The sequence below is a fragment of the Vibrio clamense genome, from assembly GCF_050337905.1.
GTDB classification, from domain to species: domain Bacteria; phylum Pseudomonadota; class Gammaproteobacteria; order Enterobacterales; family Vibrionaceae; genus Vibrio; species Vibrio cortegadensis.
Window position 1 is genome coordinate 23,872 of the sequence record NZ_JAKJTJ010000035.1, and the last position, 25,584, is coordinate 49,455.

Genomic DNA, 25,584 nt, shown 5'->3' on the forward strand with positions numbered 1-25,584 from the left:
AGCGACTCAAATTTTTTAATTTGCCGGAATCAAAAAAAGGAACCTAATAGTTCCTTTTTTGTTGGTTGCTTCTAGCGTGTTTCTATTGGTTCGAATCGGTGCTGTTATGCTGCTGCTTGAGCAAACTGAGCAAGAAACATCTCTTTTCTTTCGTTGAAGCGATTGACGAGATCATCAACCGCTGCTTGGTCATAAGGTTTTAGGCCACTTGCGACCATGCGCTTAACGCCTTTACCTACAACGATGCCATCTTCTTTAAATTCAAAGTTAAGCGTCACCACACCGCGTTTACCGTCAACATCAAAGCTTGCGCCAGCAAATGAGACTTCTGGGTGAGTGAGATCTAGGCGGCTGAATTCCACTTCCATGCTCTCATAAATCACTAAAGGACGCTGACAGTTGATCATCATCTGTTGCTCTTCCATCAGAGGCACCATGATGTGAGGGAAGTTCATACCAGAGAATTGTACGTAGTTCGTCACAACATGCTCAATGAACGCTGCGTCATGGCTAACGTCGCCTTGATGATTCATATGCAAATACTCTTTGCCATTAGAATCGACGAGCGAGCTCTCTTTTTCACTCTTATTTTCAACGCTCAGAGCAACACCATCACTGACCATTCCTGAGAAGTCAAAACGCATTTTTTGGCTAATGCCTTCTTTTTGAAGAAGAACGGCAAAGAGAAGATCGCCTGGCACACAAAAACGTTTGTTGTCTTCATCATGAATAGGGTTGAAGTCGCCCGCTACTTTTTTAGCAAAATGACTTGCTTGTTCACGAGTGAATTGGAATTGTTTGTCTGCGTTTGAAAAATAAGGAGATAGAAACATAATTCTCAGCTTGTTGAAAAATCTGTGCTGATTATATCCAACTATCTTCATTTAATGGTCTATCCAGTTGCTGATATGAATAAATTGACTCAGTTCGCGGGTTTTTGTTAATAAAAAAGACCACCGATAATCGATGGTCTAGATGAGGTTCACTTTCTAAGTTAATAATTTATCAAGCTAATTAATTTAGCGGTGCCAGAGATGGAAATGACACCGAGTTAAATTAGTAACTGCATAGAACGCTATCAGGCATTAGGTGGTTGTGAACGGCTGACTTTAATAATGCGTTCGCTTTTTCAATGTCTGGAGCAAAATAGCGGTCTTTATCATAGAAGGCGACTTTTTCACGTAAGATGGATTTGGCTTCTTCAATGCGAACTGATGATTTCGTTGGCGCTCGGAAATCAAGACCCTGTGCAGAGGATAGATACTCAACCGCTAGGATCCCACGTGTATTTTCGGCCATGTAGCGAAGGCGACGCGCGGCATAAGTCGCCATAGAAACATGATCTTCTTGGTTTGCAGACGTCGGTAGGCTATCTACAGAGGCAGGATGAGCCAAACTCTTGTTTTCACTTGCCAGAGCGGCAGCCGTCACTTGAGCGATCATAAATCCTGAGTTTACGCCGCCATTGTCTACAAGAAACGGTGGTAATTTACTTAAGGCACTATCAATCAGTAGGGCCATGCGTCGCTCTGATAAACTTCCCATCTCGGCAATCGCAAGTGCAAGGTTATCCGCCGCCATTGCTACAGGTTCAGCATGGAAGTTACCGCCCGAAATAATGTCGCCATCTTCAGCAAACACTAGTGGGTTGTCTGACACTGAGTTCGCTTCAACTTGCAAAATATCGGCTGAATTTCGGATCTGTTGTAAGCAGGCTCCCATCACTTGTGGTTGGCAGCGCAATGAATACGGGTCTTGCACTTTTTCGCACGCGGTATGTGATTCGCCAATCTCGCTGCTGCTATCTAGAAGGTGGCGATAAGCGGTGGCAGCATCCATCTGCCCACGATGTCCACGAACGCGATGAATACGCGGATCAAACGGACGACGGCTTCCCAATGCCGCTTCTACAGACATGGCACCACATACGGTTGCTGAGGCGAAGAGATCTTCGGCTTCAAACAATCCTTCTAGAGCAAAAGCGGTTGAAGCTTGAGTTCCGTTAAGTAGCGCCAGCCCCTCTTTTGGCGCAAGCGTGATCGGTTCTAGCCCCGCAATTTTAAGCGCTTCAAGCCCAGACATGATTTTACCATTATGGCGAGCTTGGCCTTCCCCAAGTAACACGGTACTCATGTGAGCCAATGGGGCTAAATCGCCTGATGCACCCACAGAACCTTTTTGCGGTACGCATGGATACACTTGAGAATTAACCAATTCAATCAGTGCGTTGATTACTTTCAATCGAATGCCAGAGTAGCCACGCGACAAGCTGTTGATCTTGAGCACCATCATTAAACGAACGGTCTCATCTGACATGAATTTGCCAATACCAGCGGCATGCGAAAGGACAATACTGCGCTGTAATGTTTCTAAATCTTCTGGCGCAATTCGAGTGTTCGCTAATAGGCCAAAACCAGTATTGATACCATAAACGGTTCTGTCTTCGGCAATCACTTGCTCAACAACGCGGGTGCTAGCCTCGATGTCAGGAATGGCGTCAGGATTAAGTGACAGATTAATAGGAGCACGGCTGACGCTGCGAAGTTCGGATAAGCTCAAATGGCCTGGGTTAAGGTGTAAATTAATCATGGTCATATCTTCCATTACAGACGGCTAAGTTCAGCGTTTAACATAGGTAGGTCGAGTTTTTGATCTTTGGCGCACTGTTTGGCAATGTCATAACCCGCATCTGCGTGGCGCATCACGCCTGTCGCTGGATCGTTATGCAATACACGAGCGATACGTTCAGAAGCGTCATCGCTACCGTCACAGCAAATCACCATTCCAGAGTGTTGTGAGAATCCCATGCCGACACCACCACCGTGATGCAGAGAAACCCAAGTTGCACCGCCTGCTGTATTGAGTAGGGCATTAAGCAGCGGCCAATCTGAAACAGCATCGGATCCGTCCATCATGCCTTCGGTTTCACGGTTCGGACTCGCGACCGATCCTGAGTCTAAGTGATCTCGACCGATGACGACTGGCGCTTTAAGCTCGCCATTTTTGACCATCTCATTGAATGCTTGACCTAAACGTTCACGATCTTTTAATCCAACCCAACAAATACGAGCAGGGAGACCTTGGAACTGAATACGTTCACGCGCCATATCTAGCCAGTTATGCAGTTGCGGGTTATCTGGAATAAGCTCTTTCACTTTTTGGTCTGTTTTGTAGATATCTTCAGGATCGCCAGACAGAGCAGCCCAACGAAATGGCCCAATACCTTCACAGAATAGAGGTCGAATATAAGCGGGAACAAATCCAGGGAAATCGAAAGCGTTTTCTACCCCTTCTTCTAGCGCCATTTGACGAATGTTATTGCCGTAATCGACAGTTGCTGCGCCGCGATCTTGTAGATCGAGCATGGCTTGCACTTGGATCGCCATGGACTGTTTAGCGGCTTTTACTACCTTCGCTTCATCTTCCAAACGTTCTTGTGCTGCTTTCTCCATTGACCAGCCTTGTGGGAGATAGCCATTCAGAGGGTCGTGAGCCGAAGTTTGGTCGGTTACTACGTCAGGAGTGATATTACGTTCAACAAGTTCTGGGAAAACATCTGCTGCGTTACCAAGAAGCCCAACTGAAATCGGTGTGTCAGACTCTTTTATCATCGCCATTGCTTCATCTAAGCTGGTGGCTTTTTTGTCGACATAACCCGTACGGAGGCGGTAATCAATTCGTGATTCATCACATTCGACTGCGATCATAGAGAAGCCAGCCATAGTCGCCGCAAGAGGTTGTGCTCCGCCCATACCGCCAAGACCTCCAGTTAATACCCATTTTCCTTTGGCTTCACCTTGGAAGTGTTTCTTAGCAATGGCGACAAAAGTTTCGTATGTCCCTTGAACAATGCCTTGCGAGCCAATGTAGATCCAACTTCCTGCTGTCATTTGCCCGTACATCATCAAGCCTTTTTTATCTAGCTCATTGAAGTGCTCCCAATTGGCCCAGTGTGGAACAATATTGGAGTTGGCGATTAATACGCGCGGTGCATTCTTGTGAGTCGGGTAGACACCGACAGGCTTACCAGATTGAACTAACAGTGTTTGGTCATCTTCAAGACGCTCAAGAACTTCAACAATTTTGTCATAGCATTCCCAGTTTCGTGCCGCTCGACCGATACCGCCGTAGACAACCAGCGCGTGTGGATGCTCGGCAACGTCTGGGTCTAAATTATTCATTAACATGCGAAGTGGTGCTTCTGTTAACCATGATTTGGCGCGTAACGTTGTGCCGTGTGGTGCACGTATGGTGCGTGAAGTGTCGAGACGTGGATCAGACGAGTGTTGTTCCGTCATGGTAATGCTCCTTTAAAGGTCAGTTTCACGTTATGGAGGTCTCTTTTGAACCTCTCATTGATGTAGGTGTTGTTTTACAATTTTTATCTAGTGATCGTAATTTTGCCGCTAAATAGTGGGCTTTTGATACGACTCATCGGACATGGCATTGGCGATATCCCAGCACAGTCGAGCCGCCAATCGAGCCGTTTGCCCATCGATGTCAAAGTTCGGGTTGTACTCTGCGATGTCAGCAATGATCAGTTTGTCTTTACAATCTAAAATGCGTTCAAGAAAAGGGGCGATGCTATCGTAGCTGACACCACGGGCGGCTGGCGCACTCACACCCGGAGCGGTTGCCGCTGGGAACACATCAAGGTCGATGGTGAGGTAGATAAAATCACACGCATCAATAAAATGTTGTAACTGGGTCAATTGATACACATGATTAAAGTGTGAAAGCTCAGTGTCTTCGACGTACCACACATTTAGGTCGTCAGCACGCTTGAAGAGTGCAGGTGTGTTGCTCGCTCGACTCACCCCTAAACAGGCGTAGTGAAAAGGCCAGTTGTTTTCAGAGCAAAAATGTTGGATCTGATTGAATGGTGTGCCTGAGCTCGGCTTTATGTCAGGTAGGTCGCTTTCAAAGCTGCGCAAGTCAAAATGGGCATCAAAGTTGATAATGCCGATTCTAGGTGGAACGCTTGCGGTTTTAGATTGCGCGTTGATATGCTTGGCCAAACCTAGGAATGAAGCCCACGCGACTTCATGCCCACCACCTAATGTAATTACTGGGCTGTGTTGAAGGGCTTGAGCAATGACATCAGCACATTGAGTTTGACTGGATTCGAGTTGGTCTCCATCACATGAAATATTACCAAAATCATGAATAGTTGAATCTTGGTGCCATGCCATATTCGCTAATGCCTGACGAATGAGATCTGGGGCTTGATGCGCTCCAATTCTACCTTTGTTGCGTTTTACTCCAGCATCACATTCGAACCCGACAAGCGCGACGTGTTTGTGTGATTTAAGCTGATCGGTAACTTGGGAGTCCTGAGAACTTACGGTTTGAGTAATGTGATGAACACGAGTCCCTAACGCTCCATCTTCTTTGTCATCTCGCCCATGCCATTTAAAGTTGTGAGAGGTGTGTGTTGAACTAGACATGGGTTATCTCTCCGTGATTGCATAATTGATTGGTGAAGCCGCTGCTTACTTTCCCATTCACAATATGATGAGCTAAGCGGGGAGTCCCCACTTGATAGCTCAAATCGGCAGGATGCTCTATATTCCAAATCGCGAAATCAGCATCGAAGCCCTCATTTATTTGTCCTCGGGAATCCTGTTTGCCAATAGCTTGCGCGGCATGGCTCGTAACGCCTCTTAATGCCTCTTCTGGCGTAAGTCCGAATAGAGTGCAGGCCATGTTCATCATGAGTGTTATATCTGCAAACGGTGATGTGCCGGGGTTGAGATCCGTAGCGATTGCCATTGGAATATGATGCTTTCGGAGTAGATGAACAGGAGGTTGCTGAGTTTCTCTTAGGAAGTAGAATGCGCCAGGTAACAAGGTCGCGACGGTATTCGATTGGGCCAGTGCTTTAACGCCATCACTGTCCAAGTATTCAATGTGATCAACCGAGAGGGCGCCGTATTCCGCGGCAAGAGCACTGCCCCCAAGGTTACTGAGTTGCTCGGTATGACCTTTTATTTTGAGGCCATGTTCTAATGCCGTTTGGAAGACTTTTTGCGTCTGATTCAAATTGAAACCGATGCTTTCACAAAAGACATCGACACTGTCTGCGAGTTGTTCTTGGGCGGCCAGTGGAATGATCTCAGAACAGACGTATGAAATGTAATCGTCTGGACGGTTGGTAAATTCAGGAGGAAGTGCGTGAGCCGCCAACAAGGTAGTTGATACTTTAATATTGCGGTGCTTTTCTAGCATTTTCGCCGCGCGAAGCATTTTCAGTTCATCGTGTAAATTTAGCCCGTAGCCAGATTTGATCTCTACTGAAGTCACGCCTGAGCGGATAAGACCATCTAAACGGGGTAGGGCAAGTTCAATGAGTTGTTCTTCGGTTGCGTTCCTTGTGGCTTTAACCGTCGATAGTATTCCACCGCCTTGTTTGGCAATTTCTTGGTAGGGAATACCTTTAAGGCGCATTTCAAACTCGTTGGCACGATTACCTGCATAGACAAGGTGAGTATGAGCATCAATAAGCCCCGGAGTCACTAACTTCCCTTGGCAATCGATTTGTTGATAATCACTAGACTCGATTGGTTGAATGTCGACACTTGAGTTAATTGAATGGATCTTGCCCTGTTTAACTACCACGGTTTTTGGCTCTGTGACTTGATAGTCATATTCACCAGTTTGCATTGTGACTAAACAAGCGTTGGTAAGAACTAAATTCATATGAGAACTCAACTTCGACGTAAATTTAAATGTATATACAAATAAATAGAGCAAAAATTAGCGTTCGACAAGTCTAATGTTACTAAAATGTGATCGGAAGGTAGAGTAATATGCTTTAGTTCAACTCAATCTTAGAGGTAAGTTTGTATTTGCTTCCTGGGTGGTAGAGTAAAGCTGAACTCACGAGTTTATCACCACTCCATGTGCGGCGATTAAGCAGAAGACAGGGTTCATTATCAGAAAGAGCTAATGAGGCTTTAATATTAGGCTCTGGAACGATGGCTTCTACGCTATGTTCAATAGCGCTTAATGGACAGTTGTTGGAGAGGTATTGATTGGGTGTCACTTTGGAGAAGTTTTGATTTAAATAATCCGGTGCATAGATAGCATTCACCCAGCGGACTTCGAGTTGAATTGGACTATTGTCCTCAAAATGAATGATTTCACTATAAAAAACATCAGATCCAATTCTGATGCCTAATTTGATCGCGACGGCTTCATCGGCTTTGATCGCAATCTGTTTTACGACTTGATTGTGATACTGCTTCCCTCTGGTTGAGACTTCTTCTGCGATGTTTCTAATATCAAGCAGTGGTGACTCTGCCTTCTCATCTTGCTGACAAACAAAAGTGCCTAATCGAGGTTTTCGTATTAGTTTTCCTTCTGCAACGAGATCTCGAATGGCTTTGTTTACCGTCATCCGACTAACGTTAAACTGAGTGGTTAGATCCAACTCTGTAGTGATCTTATGCCCAACCGGCCACAAGCCTGAATCGATATTATCGGCGATGAACTGGCGGATCTGAACGTAGAGCGGAGAGTTGGACATGGTCATACTTACTTTTAATTGACTATACAAATAGAGTAAGCCATCTGTGTAAAATTTCAATAGCTTTGATTGAGCAATGAATTTTGGGAGTGGACAGTAGGCAGGGTTTAGTGAAGAGAACATTAATCTAAGGAGCGTAATTTATGGCAAACTCATCAAAGAATCTTTAGTGTAAAGATAAGTGATAACGGTACCCAATCGTAAAAGCGATGTCAGTGCTGTTATCCATATTAAATAAATTTTCGGTTAGAGAAATCTCTAGAGCCGATTGAGGCATGGTATAGCGGTAACCAAGCACAAACTCATTTGATGCTTCAGAAAAACTTTTAGGCGTATCAATGGCACCTTCGTACCAACGGTATTCAAGATGTAGCTCGTGATTAGGTGCAATCTGATATTGATAACCCAAAATGAGTGACAATGTCACTTTCTTGTGTGTTAGCTGTGTGAATATCCGTTCAGTGTCATGAATAGCCAATCCAACCGTGCTAAATAGTTGGTGAGAGAGGTTTCGATAGCTGTAGTTAATCTGCACGGCTTGCTCAAAGTCACTGCCTTTAAATGTTCCGCTATTGACGTGGTTATAATATATCGAACCTCCTAATGACAACCCGTGATTCTGTTCATTTAGCCACTGATATTGGAGATATAAAGTGGTGGCACTGGAAAGTGTATCGCTTTGGAAGTCCTCAATGTCTATATCATATTGTGGGATTGAAATTGAGAATTGATGGTTACTTGCCTCATCACGGCCGTTTTGATCAATGCCAAACAGCTGGTGGAAGCTTTTCGTTAATCCATCTAAATGGTTATCTCCTGCATAATTGAGTCTGTATCCGAGATCTATTTGCCAGCGTTCATCTAATTGCCATTTTCCGCCTACATTGACCTGGTTTTGATAATAATCAATCGAATATTCATCGGTATGCGCCCAGATACTCGCGGCTGTGAAATTGGCGTAAAGCTCGACATCGTTCTCTATTAGAGAGTAGCCAGAACGTAGTTGAGGGGTAAGGCTATTGGATTGTAATGGAGACTGAGCATAGGCATTCAAAGGACCATAGTTGTGCGCTTCTAACGCAAAACTTGATGATGTTAGAAGTAAAAAAGTAAGAACCATAAAAGAGTGAATGCTTGCTCTTATCAACTTGTCCCCTGCATGCGACGTTCATTCACTTAAGTTTAGCTAATAAATATGAAGTACGAGGGTATTTGTTCTGCCAAAGAAATTAAGCGTTTATTCACTAACAAATGAGATGCTGAATAGGAGTATAAGTTGTTGTGAATCATTTTGGTGTGACATTCTATGAAAATATGCATCTAGGTGATGTAAAACTGGTTCTCATTTTGTAGTATCTGCGGCCCAAACCAATCTATTTAGAAAATCAAATGAAAACAATAAAATACAAAAGGGTGCTAGGCATTCTTGGCTTAGCTTTATTATTAACAGCTTGTGGCGGCGGAGAGTCATCATCCACAAATAATTCAGGCAGTAGTACTGTAGAAACTTCATTATCTCCAAAATTTGCTTCCATCTTTTCTCAAAAAATAAATTCTGAGAAACATGCACTATTTAATCTGAATGATCCTATACCTACGAGTAAACAGGACCAACGTTTTATTGGAGAGCTGAAGGCTACCAATGTAAACAGTGGTGTTGTCCAAAATTTAGATTGGTCAGTGACTTTGCGATCTGATGGAACTGTAGAATCACATGGAGTAATTTCTTTAACACCAGGAGTATATGATTTTGTTCTGATCCTAGAGCGCGCTGGTAATCAATATATTGCTCAATCTCTTGCCCAGGAAATAGAGGCAGGCAGTGATATAAATATTGGTTTGACACTACTACCAAATATAGGTGACACGATTACTGATATTGACAATGTAGGCTTTCTGTCAACGATGAAATTCGAATATCCGTCATCAGATCTCATCAACTTCAATGAGCCGAAATTTGGTATGTCACTTAACCAGGGCGATGAATTCATTTTTGACATTAATAAAAATATCGGGATTACGGAAGTTACTGTGAATGTTGAGGCAGGATCTCATCAGGTAGGCCTTAATTTTTACGAAGGCAGAATCATCGTGGGGACCAATGACGGTAATACAACAATCAATTTGGGAGAAAGTGAAGATGTAAGTATAGACATTGTCCCGTTACAAGCAGATGTTAACTTCTCACTTGATCGTCTAGTGGATAACGGTGAATTTATTATTAATATTCCAAAAATTATTGTTGATGAAGCAAGTGGTGAAGAGCATGTGTCTTTATTGGTTAGAATGAATGCTGGAGATCATCTTGTACAGGAGCAAACATTAGAGGTTATTGATAGTAATGGTATTTATAAAGCTTCAAGTAACTTTGAGACTTATGGTGAGGACATTTTAACTGCATACCTGGCTTTCTATAATACAGATACAAAAGTTCCTAGCTCTAGCGATATTCCTTATGCAAGTTGTACCGCGGTGATAAACGTCGAAAGCCATCAAGTACTAGGCTGTAAGCTTGAACTTAAAAGAAACAGTGTTATCAGTGGCCGCTTACTGAGTTCTTTTATGCTCAATGTTATAGAAGAAAGTGGTGCACCAGTTGCTGGCGCTGAAGTGTATTTAAATGGGAAGTTGATTGGCTTAACTGGAGATACTTACTCAAGTGGGTCATTGAAAACCCACCAAGTAGCTGGGGACTATGAGTTAAAGGTAAAAACAAACTTGAAGCTGCATGAGTCGGTTTTTTCTCTAAAACCACTTCAAGTACTTAATAAAGTAGTCACACTGGAGCCAATACAGATAAGTGGTGTCGATCTTGTTGATTCGGGCCAAAGAATTGAAACAAAGAGCTCCAGATCAAATCGTATCATTGCAGATTTCAACAATAATGGCTTTTTAGATATCTTTGAACCTAACTCGGGTACCAGCGTCGGAGTTAACGGTGACGTACTTTGGATAAATGACGGACAGGGTAACTTCTCTCATCATAGCGAAATTTTAGATCCAGTGAATTCTCAAAATGATAGTTCAACAGTAGCTGCTGGTGACCTAACTGGTGATGGTTATTTAGATTTAGTTATCGGCGGCGTAAATAAGAGGCCTCTTGCGGTATATAAAAATGACGGTAAGGGTAATTTTACAAAGTTTCATGAAATAAACTTCGATCGAAATATAAATCATGTAAGGCTAGTCGATGCAAATGGTGATGGTGATTTAGATTTAGCCGTTCAATATAGACTCTATTCTGTAGAGTATGTAAAGATATACATCAATGATGGTTCTTCAAAATTCAAAGATACACCTGATTTTTCAATCTCAAAGATTTGCGATTATCGTGGAATGTTGGATATAGATTTTGCAGACATTAATAACAATGGAAAGTATGACTTAGTTGCTTCGTGCTATACCAATTATGATTCGGATACAATTCCAGATAGTAAGTTGTACCTAGGAAATGGAGATGGGTCGTTTAAGCTTTCTGATGTTCGCTTCAAAGGCGTAAATGCGCAAAGCACGGCTATTGCAGATCTAAATCGGGATGGATTTAAGGATATAGTCATTGGTGCGAGGGATTGGTATAACCAGAACCTAGGTGGCGTAAGTAAAATATTTTGGAACGATGGAAATGGTACTTTTACTGATTTTGAACTACCAAAGTTTCCTGATGGCTCTGATGGTGAAACATTAAACATCGCAGATATGAATGGTGATGGTAATCTTGATATTCTAGCTTTTAATGCTGAAAATAATGTTTATCTTATTTATTATTTTGATGGAAAAGGAAATGTTGCCGCTCAAGAGCATGTAATGCAGGGTTTAAAGGACAATATTTATCCTCAGTTATATCCTGCAGATTTGAATGGTAACGATAGAGTTGATGTCTATTTAGCTACGACGCTAATGCAAAACTCATCTAGAGTGTATTTTAATGTGGCGAAAGATTGAATTTAAAACTGTAGGGCATTTTTAAGCCCTAGTTTATTGTTCTAATCGAAAAGTGTAACTAGTCTCTCATGCAGTGGGCAACTATGGTCATTGTATGAGAGTTCAATTTAAACAACTATTTTTGAAAGTAGTAAGACATAATGTATATATAGTAAATCATGTAATAAAAATGTATACTCTTGATATATCAGCGATATAAATTAAATGACTTACATATTTTTGTTTCATAAACAGATTGACCTTTCTTATTATCCATTTATATCAATTTACCTTGTAGCATTGTCATTTCATTTCAATTCGCTACAATGCCCTTAGTATTTAGGAGGGCGCATCCGTACTTGTACCCAAATTTGTACCAAATCAATTAAACCCACTAACACTTTAATTTAACTCTTTGTTTTTGAAGTGTAAAAACTTAGCATGTGTCGCTTAGTGTGCGACACCACTGTAAAGGATAATATATGCCTGTAATAACTCTTCCTGACGGTAGTCAACGTCCGTTCGATGCTCCAGTTTCAACTCTAGATGTAGCCGCTTCAATTGGTCCTGGTCTTGCGAAAGCAACCATTGCTGGTCGTGTTGATGGTCAACGTGTTGATGCCTGTGATCTAATCGAAAATGATGCAAGCCTTGAGATCATCACTGCAAAAGATGAAGAAGACGGTTTAGAAATCGTTCGTCACTCATGCGCTCACTTGCTTGGTCATGCGGTTAAACAGCTTTTCCCTGAAGCAAAAATGGCGATTGGTCCAACCATCGACAACGGCTTCTACTACGATATCGATCTTGAGCATTCGCTAACCCAAGAAGATCTTGATGCAATTGAAAAACGCATGAAAGAGCTAGCGAAGACTAAATATCAAGTTGTTAAAAAGACGGTAAGCTGGCAGGAAGCTCGCGATGCATTTGAAGCTCGCGGTGAAACGTACAAAATTGAAATCTTGGATGAGAACGTTTCTAAAGACGATCGTCCAGGCTTGTACCATCACGAAGAATATATCGATATGTGTCGTGGTCCACACGTTCCGCATATGGGTTTCTGCCAACACTTCACGTTATTAAACGTTGCGGGTGCATACTGGCGTGGTAACAGTGACAACAAGATGCTTCAACGTATCTACGGCACTGCTTTCCATGACAAAAAAGCACTAAAAGCACACTTAACGCGTTTAGAAGAAGCGGCAAAACGTGACCACCGTAAAATTGGTAAGCACTTGGATCTATTCCATATGCAGCAAGAAGCACCGGGTATGGTCTTCTGGCACCACAACGGTTGGTCTATCTTCCGTGATCTAGAAGTATTTATTCGTCAAAAACTGACTGAATATGATTACCAAGAAGTAAAAGGTCCATTAATGATGGATCGTGTTCTTTGGGAACGTTCTGGTCACTGGGACAAGTACGCTGAAGCGATGTTCACAACAAGTTCTGAGAACCGTGAATATGCGATTAAACCAATGAACTGTCCAGGTCACGTGCAAATCTTTAATCAAGGTTTGAAATCGTACCGCGACCTACCACTGCGTATGGCTGAATTCGGTTCATGTCACCGTAACGAACCATCAGGTGCTCTACACGGCATCATGCGTGTTCGTGGCTTTACTCAAGATGATGCTCACGTGTTCTGTACAGAAGCTCAAGTGCAAGATGAAGTGAAATCATGTATTGAGATGGTTTACGATACATACACCACATTTGGTTTTGAAAACATTGTCGTTAAGCTATCTACACGCCCTGAACAGCGTGTCGGTTCTGACGAAATGTGGGACAAAGCAGAAGCAGATTTAAAACTTGCCTTAGAATCTATGGATATCGCTTACGAGATCCAAGAAGGCGAGGGTGCGTTCTACGGGCCGAAAATTGAATTTACTTTGCATGATTGTCTGGATCGTGCGTGGCAATGTGGTACAGTGCAACTCGATTTTGCACTTCCTGAACGTTTAGGTGCTACATACGTAGGTGAAGATAACGAGCGTCATACGCCTGTTATGATTCACCGAGCAATTTTAGGTTCACTTGAGCGTTTTATTGGTATTCTTATTGAAGAGTACGCTGGCTTCTTCCCTACGTGGTTGGCGCCAGAACAAGCAATTGTCATGGGCATAACTGACAAACAAGCAGATTATGTGCAAGAAATTACAAAAAAACTGCAAAAAAGTGGATTTAGAGTAAAAGCGGACTTGAGAAATGAGAAGATAGGCTTTAAAATCCGCGAACATACTTTGAAACGTGTACCGTATATGCTCGTTTGTGGTGACCAAGAAATGGAAGCCGGCGAAATTGCAGTACGTACCCGTAAGGGCAAGGACTTAGGCAAGTTTAAAGTGGATGACTTTATTTCATACATCCAAGCCGAAGTTTCAAGCCGTAAGCTCAATCTGGAGGAATAGCTATTAAAGGCGGAAGACGTGGCCAACAACCGGCCAATCAAAACCAGCACCGTTTAAATGGTGACATTCGTGGCGTACGTGAAGTTCGTCTAACTGGCGCAGACGGAGAACCCGTTGGTGTAGTTTCAATTGCTGAAGCGCTTGAAGCTGCTAATGAAGCTGGTATGGATCTTGTAGAGATCAGCCCTAACGCCGAGCCGCCGGTTTGTCGAGTGATGGACTACGGTAAGTTCCTCTTCGAGAAGAGCAAAGCTGCGAAAGAGCAGAAGAAGAAGCAAAAACAGGTCCAGATTAAGGAAATAAAATTCCGTCCTGGGACTGATATTGGAGACTATCAGGTAAAACTACGCAACCTGACTGGTTTCCTAGAAGACGGCAACAAAGTGAAGGTAACAATTCGCTTCCGTGGTCGCGAAATGGCCCACCAAAGCATCGGTGTTGACGTTCTTAATCGTTTGAAAGCGGATACTGAAGAATTTGCAGTAGTCGAATCTTTCCCAACGAGAATAGAAGGTCGCCAGATGATTATGGTATTGGCGCCGAAGAAGAAGTAATTAAAGGCCTACAAGTAATATAGCGTCACTGCTGTTTACAGCGGTGACGTTTTATTCGCCCTAATTACTATGTTTATTAACAACTAACAATGCGGAGTCTTCATCATGCCTAAGATGAAAACCAACAAAGGTGCTGCTAAGCGTTTCAAGAAAACTGCTGGTGGCTTCAAGTTTAAGCACGCTACAAAACGCCACATCCTGACTAAACGTACTACTAAGAACAAGCGTCAGTTACGTCCAAATGCAATCTTACCTAAGTGTGAAGTTGCAGGTGTACTACGTATGATGCCATACGCTTAATTCTTTTTAGTTTATTTATTTTAGTTTAGGAGAGACATAATGCCTCGCGTAAAACGTGGTGTACAAGCTCGTGCACGTCATAAGAAAGTTCTGAAACAAGCAAAAGGTTACTACGGAGCACGTTCACGTGTTTACCGCGTAGCTTTCCAAGCAGTGACTAAAGCTGGTCAATATGCTTACCGTGACCGTCGCAACAAAAAGCGTCAGTTCCGTCAGCTATGGATTGCTCGTATCAATGCTGCATCTCGTCAAAATGGTCTATCTTACAGCCGTCTTATCAATGGCCTTAAGAAAGCATCAATCGAGATTGACCGTAAAATCCTTGCGGATATCGCGGTATTTGACAAAGCTGCATTTGCAGTACTAGTTGAAAAAGCAAAAGCAGCTCTTTAATTAGGCCGTTGTTTATGTTTTAAAAAGAGAGCGAAAGCTCTCTTTTTTTTCGTCTGTTACTTGAGATTTATAATCGAGAAAGAGGGCTGAGTACGCCATTAGCCCCACGTTCTAATACATGCGTGTAGATTTGAGTTGTTTTTACATCGCTGTGTCCTAGCTGCTCTTGAACGGTTCTGATATCGGCTCCTGACTCTAGCAGGTGAGTTGCGAATGAGTGCCGTAATGTATGACAAGTGACATTTTTATTTATCCCTGCATCTTTCGCTGCTCGCTTTACGGCCCTCTGTAAAGCCGTCTCGCTGATATGTTGTCGACGTGATAGATTCGATTCAGGATCAATACTTGTTTTGCTCGAGGGGAATAGGTAATGCCAGTTGAAATCTAAATCGGCATGAGGGTATTTCTCAGAGAGCGCGTTTTTCATCCACACACCACCGTAACCAGGTGTATTGATGTCTTTATCGTAATATCGTTTAGCAATTGATTGTTGCTCTTTTAAGATAGGGTAAAGTTCTCTCGCGAGGGTGACAGCCCGGTTTTTCCCACCTTTGCCTTGCCAAATCCGTATCAGCCCATAATCGTAATCAATGTCCTGAACTCGCAGCCGGACACACTCCATGAGACGTAACCCAGACCCATATAATAGCTGTGCATGCAGTTTATATTTAGGATCAATATGATTGAAAAAAGCTTTGGTTTCGCTAGTTGTCATAACAACAGGCAATTTTCTATCAATGATAGACCGCTTAAAGTTGAGATCTAGCGTGATAGGGGTCTTGAAAATATCACGGTATAAGAAGTGAAGTGAATTAAGTGCCAATGCCTGTGTTTTTGCTGCAACTTTCTGATTAATGGCCAGATCGGTAAGAAACCGTTCGATATCTTTGTCATTAAGTTTTGATGGGTGTTCCATATTGTGGAAAACAATAAACTTGGTTATCCAATGCACATAGGACTCAATGGTTCTAACGGAGTAGTGTCGTGTATGCATGTATTCTTTTATATGTAGCATGAATTGTGTTTTCATTTACCGCTCTTTGGTCTGTTTTTTTATACAGTGATTTAAGCCAAAGGTAATTGATAGAGACTAGGAGGCTTTTAGTTGTCTAATTGAGAGCATAAGCACATAGTATCGTACTCTATCTAACTGTTTTGCATGAATGTTTGTGTTAGCATACGGTAAAGCTATCTACAGGAAAGAAGGCGGTAGCGTGGAAGAAAGGTTGCTAGAAGCTGTCTAGATAGCGTTAGTTTGCCCACCGACAACAATCAGTCGGTAGGGAATTTTTGCTTCTGGTGTAGAACTCGCATTACACGAATTGCTGAGCCATCGACCCAGTAGGAAACGATCATTGAGATTTCCGGGATAATTAGTAATCGTCCTCGAATACCATCACGTTGAACACCCATCAATGGTTGCTCAAGTAAATTTTCTACTTTAGTTTCAATGATTTCGTCAGTTTTTTCAGCTGCGTCAGGGTTAAAGTCATAAAGAAACTCAAAGATCTTCTCACGATCATTCAGCGATTCTTCTTCCCATAAAATCATTGTTGACCTCGGCTACGAATCTTAGCTTTTCGTTCAGCCATTCGTGCTTTTGCTGAGTCATGGTCAACAAATGAAGCTTTTCCTGAGTCAAACTTCTCAAATGCTAGGTTTACTTGTTCAGTTAACCAAGTGTCGTGAGATAATGCTTTTCGTTGTTGCTCAGCCATTTGCTCGGTTAGCTCACGGCAAGCATCGCTAAGTGTGCGTCCTTGGCTCTCAGCCATTTGCTGAGCTAAGCGTTTAATTTCGTCATCAACACGAAATTGAATTCTAGTGTCCATGAGTCGCTCCTAAATATATGTGTGTACAAATGTTAGCACTAGCGTTAGGTAAGGGCAACTAACAAAGCATTTAAGACGGATTCTCAACGCTTGGCAATTTCAGCTTAGGTCGGCTTCAGTGCTAAATGTGGCAAGGTTTAAGGTTGGGTGGTCGCGTTGTTCACCACTTAATGCGGCGTTATGTGACCGGGTGTAATCTGCAAATTTAAGTAATCGACATATGGAATAAACACTGCTTGTAGAATCAGTATCAAATTAGAAAAAGGATATTTAGTGAAAGTATTACAGCATATCATGCTCATAACGTTCTTTATGTTTTTATCAGGGTGTGTATCTACTGAAGAGACTTTGTCACATAACACTCCAATCGTTGGCGTTTGGACTGGTGTTGATGAGAAAGGAATCGAAGGTTCTTTTATTTTTAATTCTGACGGTAGTGCCGATGTGATCAACGATGGAATCTCAATTAAGGATGCTGTTGTTAGGAATAGAGGGACGATCAAATACCATTATGATCCATCTGCAACACCATCAGAATTTGTTCTAGTTATCAGAAATAATAATGGCAAAATTAAAAAAATTTACGGTATTGTAGAGTTTGTATCAAAAGATAGTATTCGAATAAACATGCTTCCCTCAGGTAAACGACCGGTCGATTTTAGTGGTGCAATCATACTTAACAGAACAAACACATAACAAACAATTTAAGAGTGACTCCTAACGCTTGCCGATTTTACTCCGATTTGAAATTTGTGTTTACGGCGCAATGGTTTAGTCTGGGTTCTATAGCGTTATCGCACCTTAATTGGGCGTTATATTTTATTTGAAATCAGCGTCTTAAAATCAATATGAAGTAGGTGATTTGTCGGTTTCTCAGGCTGTCAGTTTTACCTATTTTCAGCAGTCAAATGTCGAGGTCTTAAGGTTCTAGATCTCTTCAGCCGTAAAACATGCCAAGGTTCGTGGGTGCTTCATTTTGGATTTGAGCAGCGTAGAATGGAAGTGTAATTGGTTCAAAGCCGCTTCAATGATATTTGCCTTTTGAGTTTTAAATTCGCTGATAAATTGGAAGGTTTCAGTTTTCTTGTTTGTCTGGGTTCGACGGTGAATATCTGAATTGTCCTTTCATCGAATTGACTTGCTGTTTTCTGGCGACACTTTTAATCTCAGCGTGTGAGTTAGGCTAGAAAACCAAGTTAGAATTGCAATTCTTTATCAATGAAATCAATCGATTGCTGTAAAATATAACAAACAATTTAAGAGTGACTCTCAACGCTTGGCGGTTTCACTCCGATTTGAATTTGGTGTTTACGGTGCAGTGGTTTAGCTTGGGTGTTATAGCGTTGTCGCACCTTAATTGGGCGTTATAACGCAGTTGAGTTCAGCGAAGAGAGGTTAAATGGACAATCAAGTATTTGTTACTGTTTTATCTGGCGTAAGTGTGTTCGTTATTGGTCAAATTGTATTAAAACTCTTTATCGAGCCGATAATTAGTCTTAAATCGACTTTTGGTGAAATATCTGGATTATTTCTAAGAGAACAACCAGATATCATTGGCGCTAGGGCTAACGAAGAAATACGTGAAGAGATTTTCCGCTTTTCATCCTTGTTGTTAGCTAAGAAAAGTGCAGTCCCTTTTTACCCTGTAGTTCGTTTTTTCTTTGGTTTGCCAAGTTCAGAATCTCTGACTTCGGCTGCGAAGTCCCTGAATAGAGTGGGTGCTTTGACGGTATGTATTGAAGGTGATACCGACCGAAAAATTAAGCATCAACAAATATTAGAATCAATGGAAAATATTTCTAAGAGGCTCAAAATTGTCACGGATTATGCTGCGTTATAACAAAGCGTTTAAGACGGATTCCCAACGCTCGGCATTTTTAGTTTGCTTTGAATTTAGTGTTTACGGCACAATACTTTAGGTGTAGTGGTCTGCGTTGCTCACCACTTAACGCGGCGTTATATGCTTTGAGGTATAAAGCAGGCAAAGGTGATAAATGGAAGAATATTTTTTATACACAGGTTTAGCATTCCTAGCTTGGAGTTTTGTTACATTCATTTGTGCGAGATACTGGATCGTGGATATCAAAAAGCCGATTCGTTCAAAAGTCGCGTGCGGTTTTGCTATCTGTGTAATAACTGCTTTAGCTGCTACTCAAATGTCATACTATAAAGCAGAAATGCAAGTGAATTTATCTCATGAGCATTATAAAGCAATGCTCCATTTTTTGACAAGTAAGCCTGAAAACAACAAAGAGAAAGAGCGACATGAATACTTTATGAAGCTTAGTGAGCTCCAGTATAATCAAGCTCAGGTTAAGATAAGTTCTTATGCAAGTTCGCTTACTGATACACTCGTTGGCATCGTAACAATACTAGGATCATGTATTGGTGGTGCTTTGTTAAGTTTAGCTGTCGTTGAGAGATTTGATTATCGACACTTGCGACTGTCCAAAAAAGACGCATATAACAAAGCGTTTAAGAGTGATTCGTAACGCGTGGTATTTTCACATTGCGTTAAGTATAGTGTTTAAGGTGCAATGCAGAAGTTCCGGTATTGCGTTACTCACACCTTAACGCGGCGTTATATTGCATAAGATTCAAAGGGTTAAATTATCCGTTTATCTTTGTTCTGCGTTCGAGCTACACACCTGTTCGTCTCGTGAAAGTTGCCATCAAAATGACCATCGCACGTAGAACGTTTTGCGGCTAATTAGCTGCAACGTCACGCAAGTCTCCTCGTTAGTAAGTTTTGCTGGCTCAAGTTCATTTTGTGCGGTTTCTTTTTGGTGGAGCCATCATTGAGAATTGTGGCTTCAGCGCACTTTGTCGTCAGGTTTCTCGTTTGAATTCTTTGTCATTTTGGCTCTTCGAATGACTTCAATTTCAGCTCATTTCGCTTCTTAGCCAAGTACGTTTTGTTGTCTATGATTGAGTTTCGAACTATCCGTTTTACTTCTGAGTTCAAAGCCAGTAGATTTGTAACCAATTCAGCACCTTGGCGCTAAACTTAGCTCTATCGTGCAGGCAATATAACAAACAATTTAAGAGTGACTCCTAACGCTTGTTGATTTTACTTCGGTTTGAATTTTATGTTTACGGTGCAATGGTTTAGCTTGGGTGTTATAGCGTTATCGCACCTTAATTGGGCGTTATGCTGCACATAAAGATGAAACTGAAACGTATGCAAGGGCTATGGCTGCAATTAAAAAATGTAGGTTTAGACCACTGATTTTGTTTATGACTGTAGGCTCAAAACTTGCCCATAGTAAAACAACAATCATTGGTAGTGTTAGTCCAGCTTGTGCGTGGAGTATTATTTTGTCTAAGGGAATTAGTTGGATGTCGTAATTATGTAGATCTACCAATCTAAACGTAGCTAGGCAAGCACATACGATAGAACAAAAATGTACAAATTTACTTAAACTCATAATCTCTTCTCTGTCCTTGAACAAAATCCAAAAAAAAACCTGCCACTGACTAATCCCAAAGGGACGTATCAGTGGCAGGTTCTCTAGTAACTAGTAATAAACCGCCAAAATGAGCCATTGCTCTTATTTCAGTAATACTGAGCTTAATTCTGTATCAAGTATATTTCCTAGTTAACTAATTGATTAGATAGTAGCATATCACTTTAAGCATTCGCAACTCAGCAGCATAACAATCAATTTAAGAGTGACTCCCAACGCGTGGCGAGTTTACTTCGATTTGAATTTTGTGTTTACGGTGCAATGGTTTAGCTTGGGTGTTATAGCGTTGTCGCACCTTAATTGGGCGTTATGTTTTAATGTAATTTCAATGGCTTAAATGCCTTTGAGTCGTTCTTTGCCCCTTTGGCTATTCGTTGAGAGTAGACTCAGCAAATCACCATTGTCGATCAGTTCTTAAATACCTTAACCCGTAAAACATGCTAAGGTTCGCGGGTTGCTTCATTCGAGTTTTCGGGTGGTTTGGTCGTTCTGTTTCTCTGGCTCAAAGTCGCTTCGGGCGTATTTCTCAATCAGCCAATAACCTTGGCAGTTGAGTCGGCAAATTGCCATTGTTCTGCGCTGTTGTTGCTAAGAAAGGGCGCTTGTTGAGGCTTGATCGAGTTGCCTCATTAGCAGGGAAGTGGGCTTACTTGTTTTTGGTTTGGCGCATCTGCCGCTCAAGTGAGCCTGAGCTTGTGATTTGGTTCAGAAAACTAGGTCTACACTTCAGTTCTTTGCCAAGTAAATCAACGAATTGTGCTAAAACATAACAAAGCATTTAAGACGGATTCTCAACGCTTGGCAATTTCAGTCCAGGTCAGCTTTAGTGCTGAATGTGGCAAGGTTTAAGGTTAGTGGTCGCGTTGTTCACCACTTAATGCGGCGTTATATTGCATAAGATTCAAAGGGTTAAATTATCCGTTTATCTTTGTTCTGCGTTCGAGCTACACACCTGTTCATTTCGTGAAAAATGCCATCAAAATGCCCATCGCACGTAGAAAGTTTGTCGGCTAATTAGCTGCAACGTCACGCAAGTCTCCTCGTTAGTAAGTTTCGCTGGCTCAAGTTCATTTTGCGCGGCTTCTTTTTCGTGGGGGCTTCATTGAAAGTTGTGGCTTCAGCTCACTTTGTTGTCAGGTTTCTCGTTCGAATTCTTTGTCATTCTGGCTAATCGAATGGCTCTAATTTCAGCTCATTTCGCTTCTTAGCCAAGTGCGTTTTATTGTCTATGGTTGAATTTTGAACTATCCGTTTACATCTGAGTTTAAAGCCAGTAGATTTGTAGTCAATTCAGCACCTTGGCGCTAAACTTGGATCTGTCGTGCGGGCAATATAACAAAGCATTTAAGAGGGATTCTCAACGCTTGCCATTTTTGCATCTACTTCAAATTTAGTGTTTACGGTACAATGCTTTAGGTTGGGTGGAGGCGTTGTTCACCCCTTAATGCGGCGTTATATTGCATAAGATTCAAAGGGTTAAATTATTCGTTTATCTTTGTTCTGCGTCCGAGCTACACACCTGCTCTTTTCGTGAAAAATGCCATCAAAATGACCATCGCACGTAGAATGTTTGTCGGCTAATTAGCTGCAACGTCACGCAAGTCTCCTCGTTAGTAAGTTTTGCTGGCTCAAGTTCATTTTTCGCAGCTTCTCTTTCGTGRGGGCTTCATTGGGAGTTGTGACTTCAGCGCACTTTGTCGTCAGGTTTCTCGTTCGAATTCTTTGTCACTCAGGCTAATCAAATTTCTCAAATTTCAGCTCATTTCGTTTCTTAGCCAAGTGCGTTTTGTTGTTTATGGTTTAGTTTCGAACTATCCATTTTACATCTGAGTTCAAAGCCAGTAGATTTGTAGCCAATTCAGCACCTTGGCGCTAAACTTGGCTCTGTCGTGCGGGCAATATAACAAACAATTTAAGAGTGACTCCTAACGCTTGTCGATTTCACTCTGATTTGAATTTTGTGTTTACGGTGCAGTGGTTTAGTTTGGGTGTTATAGCGTTGTCGCACCTTAATTGGGCGTTATATTTGTTTTGAAATCCTACACTTATTTATCTGTTCGTGATCAACAACTCATACTTAATTTTCTATTTTATGGTACTACATACATCTTCGTTTTGATTCGAGCAAGGAGTACGAATATGAATGAGTGGACATTTGAGTTTGAAGATTACGAATACAGGATCAATCCTCGTTCGATTGAATTCGTCGGTGAACTAGATGGAAACCTATACGTTTTTCGTGTGTTGGCTAGTACGTTGAATGACTATTTTGAAACCATTGATGATAGAGAGTCCGCGATAAACAATTATTTAGAAAACATGGATAATATTCATAGTGCAGCTGAAAGTGTTGCATCAGAATATGATCCAAATGACGAAACGCCAGACTACTATCTTGACGAGGAAGATCTAGCAGGGTTTTGTTAATGGCACTGTAGGTTAAACCTCTGCTTGTCGTGAACTACAAATATAACAAAGCATTTAAGAGGGATTCTCAACGCTTGGCATTTTTGCTTTTACTTCAAATTTAGTGTTTAAGGTACATTGCTTTAGGTTGGGTGGATGCGTTGTTCACCCCTTAATGCGGCGTTATACGTTTCCGGAGGATTTGACATTGGAAGAACTAGTTCAGAAATTAGCTTCAATTGATGAGCTGGAAACTTGGAAGCAACATTGCCAAGGTTACAGTTCCCAAGAGAAGAAATCTGCGTTCGAGCGTGCTCAATCGCTGTGGATTGCCAGAAAAGTGTCAGAGAATACTCTCTATCTTCATCCCGAAGTTATCTCAGATCTTCAAAAGCAAAACTGGCTTCCAAATGATCTGCAAAAGCGCATGATATGGGCAAGTGTGTTGGCTTCTGGTGAGGGTAGCGATAGTAGACAACGTTTCAAGTCTATCAAAGCTAGCTTACTTAAGAGGCATGGTAGAGATTGGTGGGAAGATGTCTATAAACGTCAAAAATCTGCATTTGCAGCTAAAGAACGTATTCGTAATCAAACTGCTTCAAACGGTGCTGCTGTTAATATGCTTATGGCAAAAACTCACTTATTCGGTGATATTGCTAGAGACCAAATACATAGTGCATTGAGCATGGTACCTAAGTGGTAAAAAACGTATAACAAAGCGTTTAAGGCAGATTCGCAACGCTCGGCATTCTCAGTTCAAGTCGAGTTTTGGTGTTTACGGTGCAATGATTTAGGTTAGGTGGTAGCGTTGCTCACTACTTAACGCGGCGTTAGTTTGCTACAAAGAATCAAGGAGTTTCGCGTAAGAAATGGAAGTAAATATTAGACCTGCAAGAGAACATGAGCTGGAGTTTATCCATGCCTTGGTTATCTCAAATGACGAATGGACTAAGTTTAATGGTCCATATTTTCCATATTCATACCCATCCTTAGAACAGTTTAAACACTCTTCATTTCAGCGTCTTTTATCGGGTTTAGACTCACAATTGATTACAGTCGATGATATTCCAGTTGGAATGGTTAGTTGTTACTGGGAATGTGAAGAAACTCGTTGGCTTGAAGCTGGTGTTATTATTTACGATAAAGAGTATTGGGGTAAAGGCATTGCTGCGTTAGCGATCCCGTTGTGGGTGTCGTATCTGTTCGAAAGTAAGGAAATTGAAAGGGTTGGTTTTACTACTTGGTCGGGTAATCCTCGAATGATGTCATTAGCTTTGAAGTTGGGTTTTCAGCAAGAAGCTAGGCTGCGAAAAGTTCGTTATTACAATGGTGAGTATTATGATTCAGTCAAGTATGGTGTGTTGCGCACGGAGTGGTTAGAACGCAACTAACAAACAATTTAAGAGTGACTCCTAACGCTTGCCGATTTTACTCCGATTTGAATTTAGTGTTTACGGTGCAATGGTTTAGTTTGGGTGTTATAGCGTTGTCGCACCTTAATTGGGCGTTATAACACCGAGTACCCCACGTTTAGTAGACACTTTACTAAGTTAGATCTAGGGTCTAATTGAGAGGTGATTTATGGCTAAACATCGTAATCCAGCGTACACCGAAGAATTCCGCAAAGAAGCAGTTCGTCTGTCCGAGCTTCCAAGTCGCACAGCCGCATCCGTTGCGAAAGAATTGGGCGTCAGCGCCCAACAGATTGCTAACTGGAAGCGTCAATTTAACCGCTTGTCTGATAAACAGTTTAACACCCTAGACGGTGTTGATTACTCCAAGAAAGAATCCGAAGAACTGCGAGCGCTTAAGCGCGAGAACAAGCGACTTAAAGATGAGATGGAATTCCTAAAGAAGGTCTCGGCGTACTTCGCGAAGCAGCAAGAGTGAAGTACGAGTTCATCGAAAGTTATGTGGGTGAGTATGCCGTTGTTCTTATGTGTTGTGCATTAGGTGTGTCCCCGAGTGGTTACTACAAATGGTTAGGTCGCTCGCTTAGCGAGCGAGCAAAGCGTCGAAGCCGCTTTGAACAGCTAGTTATGTGTACCTTTGCCGAGTATCGGGCTAGGTATGGTTCAGTTCGCTTAGCTGAAGAGTTAAACAAAGCAGGCTATGCCTGCAGTGTGAACTATATTGCTGATATTATGGCGAAAAAGGGTATTAAGGCTCGCAATGGAAAAGGGTTTAAATACAGTAAAGATGTCGCGGCGATGACGAATGTCGCCGATAATTTATTGCGTAGAGACTTTGAAGCCGAGAGTCCCAATCAGAAGTGGGTCACCGACATCACCTATATCTGGGTAAAGAGCCGTTGGCTCTACCTCGCGACAGTGTTAGACCTTCACTCGAGACGCATTGTGGGCTGGTCATTAGATACCAACATGACAGAGCTGCTCATCACCAACGCTTTGAAAATGGCGTTTAAGTCACGCAAGCCGCCGAAAGGCGTCTTAGTCCACTCAGACCGCGGTGTACAATACAGAGCTTATAAGTATCAGGACTTCATGCGAAAGCATGGAGGAGTACCAAGCATGAGCCGTCAGGGTAACTGTTGGGACAATGCGGTAATGGAGTCGTTCTTCAGTCGACTGAAAGTCGAATTGATTTACGCAGAAGATTATCAAACAATCGAAGAAGCCCGAATGGGGATCTTCGAATATATCGAAGTGTTCTACAATCGAAAGAGAAGACACTCAGCGTTGGGGCATGTCAGTCCCGTTGAGTACGAAAGTATGTAGTTATGTACTGTCTACTTTTTGTGGGGTACACCAA

General features: G+C 42.0%; 23 protein-coding genes. 13 read left to right on the top strand and 10 right to left on the bottom strand.

Features of this window, described 5'->3' with window-relative positions; translation table 11 throughout:
* Nucleotides 1-104: 104 nt before the first annotated feature.
* The 7 genes from L4C39_RS18410 to L4C39_RS18440 form a co-directional block, all read right to left on the bottom strand.
* On the bottom strand, nucleotides 105-833 hold the full coding sequence (locus L4C39_RS18410) for a DUF3581 domain-containing protein (protein ID WP_429747361.1): 729 nt from the start codon (nucleotides 831-833) through the stop codon (nucleotides 105-107).
* Between the two features lie 223 nt (nucleotides 834-1,056).
* Entirely contained in the window at nucleotides 1,057-2,589 is a 1,533-nt protein-coding gene (gene hutH / locus L4C39_RS18415) for a histidine ammonia-lyase (RefSeq protein ID WP_171757271.1), read from the bottom strand.
* 14 nt (nucleotides 2,590-2,603) lie between these two features.
* Complete coding sequence (gene hutU, locus L4C39_RS18420; protein WP_113795330.1) at nucleotides 2,604-4,298, bottom strand: urocanate hydratase; 1,695 nt, start codon at nucleotides 4,296-4,298, stop codon at nucleotides 2,604-2,606.
* Nucleotides 4,299-4,406: 108 nt separating this feature from the next.
* Nucleotides 4,407-5,447 (bottom strand): formimidoylglutamase, encoded by a 1,041-nt coding sequence (gene hutG / locus L4C39_RS18425; protein ID WP_429747363.1) that lies wholly within the window; start codon nucleotides 5,445-5,447, stop codon nucleotides 4,407-4,409.
* A complete protein-coding gene (hutI, locus tag L4C39_RS18430; RefSeq protein ID WP_429747365.1) occupies nucleotides 5,440-6,699 on the bottom strand; it encodes an imidazolonepropionase in 1,260 nt (419 codons plus the stop codon). The genes hutG and hutI overlap by 8 nt, the downstream gene beginning before the upstream one ends.
* Before the next feature lie 115 nt (nucleotides 6,700-6,814).
* Nucleotides 6,815-7,528, bottom strand: coding sequence for a histidine utilization transcriptional repressor HutC (gene hutC, locus L4C39_RS18435; protein WP_429747367.1), 714 nt, complete (start codon nucleotides 7,526-7,528; stop codon nucleotides 6,815-6,817).
* 166 nt (nucleotides 7,529-7,694) lie between these two features.
* Entirely contained in the window at nucleotides 7,695-8,648 is a 954-nt protein-coding gene (locus L4C39_RS18440) for a DUF3187 family protein (RefSeq protein ID WP_429747369.1), read from the bottom strand.
* Nucleotides 8,649-8,917: 269 nt separating this feature from the next.
* Between L4C39_RS18440 and L4C39_RS18445 the strand changes: the two genes are divergently transcribed.
* From L4C39_RS18445 to rplT, 5 genes are all read left to right on the top strand, one after another.
* The gene (locus L4C39_RS18445; protein WP_429747371.1) at nucleotides 8,918-11,470 is read left to right on the top strand and encodes an FG-GAP repeat domain-containing protein; all 2,553 of its coding nucleotides are present in this window, start codon (nucleotides 8,918-8,920) and stop codon (nucleotides 11,468-11,470) included.
* Nucleotides 11,471-11,931: 461 nt separating this feature from the next.
* Nucleotides 11,932-13,860 (top strand): threonine--tRNA ligase, encoded by a 1,929-nt coding sequence (gene thrS / locus L4C39_RS18450; protein WP_017052547.1) that lies wholly within the window; start codon nucleotides 11,932-11,934, stop codon nucleotides 13,858-13,860.
* 2 nt (nucleotides 13,861-13,862) lie between these two features.
* Entirely contained in the window at nucleotides 13,863-14,414 is a 552-nt protein-coding gene (gene infC / locus L4C39_RS18455; RefSeq protein WP_084654942.1) for a translation initiation factor IF-3, read from the top strand.
* Between the two features lie 105 nt (nucleotides 14,415-14,519).
* On the top strand, nucleotides 14,520-14,714 hold the full coding sequence (rpmI, locus tag L4C39_RS18460) for a 50S ribosomal protein L35 (protein ID WP_017052549.1): 195 nt from the start codon (nucleotides 14,520-14,522) through the stop codon (nucleotides 14,712-14,714).
* Nucleotides 14,715-14,753: 39 nt separating this feature from the next.
* A complete protein-coding gene (gene rplT / locus L4C39_RS18465) occupies nucleotides 14,754-15,107 on the top strand; it encodes a 50S ribosomal protein L20 (protein ID WP_017052550.1) in 354 nt (117 codons plus the stop codon).
* Nucleotides 15,108-15,174: 67 nt separating this feature from the next.
* On the opposite strand, the gene L4C39_RS18470 is transcribed toward rplT, so the two are convergent.
* The 3 genes from L4C39_RS18470 to L4C39_RS18480 form a co-directional block, all read right to left on the bottom strand.
* Nucleotides 15,175-16,137: an integron integrase gene (locus tag L4C39_RS18470; RefSeq protein ID WP_429747374.1), complete on the bottom strand. Its 963-nt coding sequence runs from the start codon at nucleotides 16,135-16,137 to the stop codon at nucleotides 15,175-15,177.
* A 242-nt stretch (nucleotides 16,138-16,379) separates the two neighbouring features.
* On the bottom strand, nucleotides 16,380-16,658 hold the full coding sequence (locus L4C39_RS18475; protein WP_429747376.1) for a type II toxin-antitoxin system RelE/ParE family toxin: 279 nt from the start codon (nucleotides 16,656-16,658) through the stop codon (nucleotides 16,380-16,382).
* Nucleotides 16,655-16,939: a damage-inducible protein J gene (locus L4C39_RS18480; protein WP_429747378.1), complete on the bottom strand. Its 285-nt coding sequence runs from the start codon at nucleotides 16,937-16,939 to the stop codon at nucleotides 16,655-16,657. The genes L4C39_RS18475 and L4C39_RS18480 overlap by 4 nt, the downstream gene beginning before the upstream one ends.
* Before the next feature lie 273 nt (nucleotides 16,940-17,212).
* Here L4C39_RS18480 and L4C39_RS18485 point away from each other — a divergent pair, with 273 nt between their 5' ends.
* From L4C39_RS18485 to L4C39_RS18520, 8 genes are all read left to right on the top strand, one after another.
* A complete protein-coding gene (locus tag L4C39_RS18485) occupies nucleotides 17,213-17,635 on the top strand; it encodes a hypothetical protein (protein WP_429747380.1) in 423 nt (140 codons plus the stop codon).
* 703 nt (nucleotides 17,636-18,338) lie between these two features.
* Nucleotides 18,339-18,779, top strand: a complete 441-nt coding sequence (locus L4C39_RS18490) for a hypothetical protein (protein WP_429747381.1) — start codon at nucleotides 18,339-18,341, stop codon at nucleotides 18,777-18,779.
* A gap of 154 nt (nucleotides 18,780-18,933) precedes the next feature.
* Nucleotides 18,934-19,431: a hypothetical protein gene (locus L4C39_RS18495; RefSeq protein WP_429747382.1), complete on the top strand. Its 498-nt coding sequence runs from the start codon at nucleotides 18,934-18,936 to the stop codon at nucleotides 19,429-19,431.
* Nucleotides 19,432-22,545: 3,114 nt separating this feature from the next.
* Nucleotides 22,546-22,833, top strand: a complete 288-nt coding sequence (locus tag L4C39_RS18500; protein ID WP_429747384.1) for a hypothetical protein — start codon at nucleotides 22,546-22,548, stop codon at nucleotides 22,831-22,833.
* Between the two features lie 187 nt (nucleotides 22,834-23,020).
* Nucleotides 23,021-23,515 (top strand): hypothetical protein, encoded by a 495-nt coding sequence (locus L4C39_RS18505; RefSeq protein ID WP_429747386.1) that lies wholly within the window; start codon nucleotides 23,021-23,023, stop codon nucleotides 23,513-23,515.
* 166 nt (nucleotides 23,516-23,681) lie between these two features.
* Nucleotides 23,682-24,203 carry a GNAT family N-acetyltransferase gene (locus L4C39_RS18510; protein WP_429747388.1) on the top strand — a complete coding sequence of 174 codons (522 nt, stop codon included), beginning with the start codon at nucleotides 23,682-23,684 and terminating at the stop codon, nucleotides 24,201-24,203.
* Nucleotides 24,204-24,393: 190 nt separating this feature from the next.
* Nucleotides 24,394-24,702 (top strand): transposase, encoded by a 309-nt coding sequence (locus tag L4C39_RS18515; protein WP_261889305.1) that lies wholly within the window; start codon nucleotides 24,394-24,396, stop codon nucleotides 24,700-24,702.
* On the top strand, nucleotides 24,699-25,550 hold the full coding sequence (locus L4C39_RS18520; protein WP_261889306.1) for an IS3 family transposase: 852 nt from the start codon (nucleotides 24,699-24,701) through the stop codon (nucleotides 25,548-25,550). Before L4C39_RS18515 ends, L4C39_RS18520 begins: the two co-directional genes overlap by 4 nt.
* The last annotated feature ends 34 nt before the right edge of the window (nucleotides 25,551-25,584 follow it).

What these genes read in the sequence shown, in the direction of transcription:
- L4C39_RS18410 (WP_429747361.1), bottom strand. Translation starts at nt 833, where the DNA reads ATGTTTCTATCTCCTTATTTTTCAAACGCAGACAAACAATTCCAATTC.
- hutH (WP_171757271.1), bottom strand. Translation starts at nt 2,589, where the DNA reads ATGATTAATTTACACCTTAACCCAGGCCATTTGAGCTTATCCGAACTT.
- hutU (WP_113795330.1), bottom strand. Translation starts at nt 4,298, where the DNA reads ATGACGGAACAACACTCGTCTGATCCACGTCTCGACACTTCACGCACC.
- hutG (WP_429747363.1), bottom strand. Translation starts at nt 5,447, where the DNA reads ATGTCTAGTTCAACACACACCTCTCACAACTTTAAATGGCATGGGCGA.
- hutI (WP_429747365.1), bottom strand. Translation starts at nt 6,699, where the DNA reads ATGAATTTAGTTCTTACCAACGCTTGTTTAGTCACAATGCAAACTGGT.
- hutC (WP_429747367.1), bottom strand. Translation starts at nt 7,528, where the DNA reads ATGTCCAACTCTCCGCTCTACGTTCAGATCCGCCAGTTCATCGCCGAT.
- L4C39_RS18440 (WP_429747369.1), bottom strand. Translation starts at nt 8,648, where the DNA reads ATGGTTCTTACTTTTTTACTTCTAACATCATCAAGTTTTGCGTTAGAA.
- L4C39_RS18445 (WP_429747371.1), top strand. Translation starts at nt 8,918, where the DNA reads ATGAAAACAATAAAATACAAAAGGGTGCTAGGCATTCTTGGCTTAGCT.
- thrS (WP_017052547.1), top strand. Translation starts at nt 11,932, where the DNA reads ATGCCTGTAATAACTCTTCCTGACGGTAGTCAACGTCCGTTCGATGCT.
- rpmI (WP_017052549.1), top strand. Translation starts at nt 14,520, where the DNA reads ATGCCTAAGATGAAAACCAACAAAGGTGCTGCTAAGCGTTTCAAGAAA.
- rplT (WP_017052550.1), top strand. Translation starts at nt 14,754, where the DNA reads ATGCCTCGCGTAAAACGTGGTGTACAAGCTCGTGCACGTCATAAGAAA.
- L4C39_RS18470 (WP_429747374.1), bottom strand. Translation starts at nt 16,137, where the DNA reads ATGAAAACACAATTCATGCTACATATAAAAGAATACATGCATACACGA.
- L4C39_RS18475 (WP_429747376.1), bottom strand. Translation starts at nt 16,658, where the DNA reads ATGATTTTATGGGAAGAAGAATCGCTGAATGATCGTGAGAAGATCTTT.
- L4C39_RS18480 (WP_429747378.1), bottom strand. Translation starts at nt 16,939, where the DNA reads ATGGACACTAGAATTCAATTTCGTGTTGATGACGAAATTAAACGCTTA.
- L4C39_RS18490 (WP_429747381.1), top strand. Translation starts at nt 18,339, where the DNA reads ATGGACAATCAAGTATTTGTTACTGTTTTATCTGGCGTAAGTGTGTTC.
- L4C39_RS18495 (WP_429747382.1), top strand. Translation starts at nt 18,934, where the DNA reads ATGGAAGAATATTTTTTATACACAGGTTTAGCATTCCTAGCTTGGAGT.
- L4C39_RS18500 (WP_429747384.1), top strand. Translation starts at nt 22,546, where the DNA reads ATGAATGAGTGGACATTTGAGTTTGAAGATTACGAATACAGGATCAAT.
- L4C39_RS18510 (WP_429747388.1), top strand. Translation starts at nt 23,682, where the DNA reads ATGGAAGTAAATATTAGACCTGCAAGAGAACATGAGCTGGAGTTTATC.
- L4C39_RS18515 (WP_261889305.1), top strand. Translation starts at nt 24,394, where the DNA reads ATGGCTAAACATCGTAATCCAGCGTACACCGAAGAATTCCGCAAAGAA.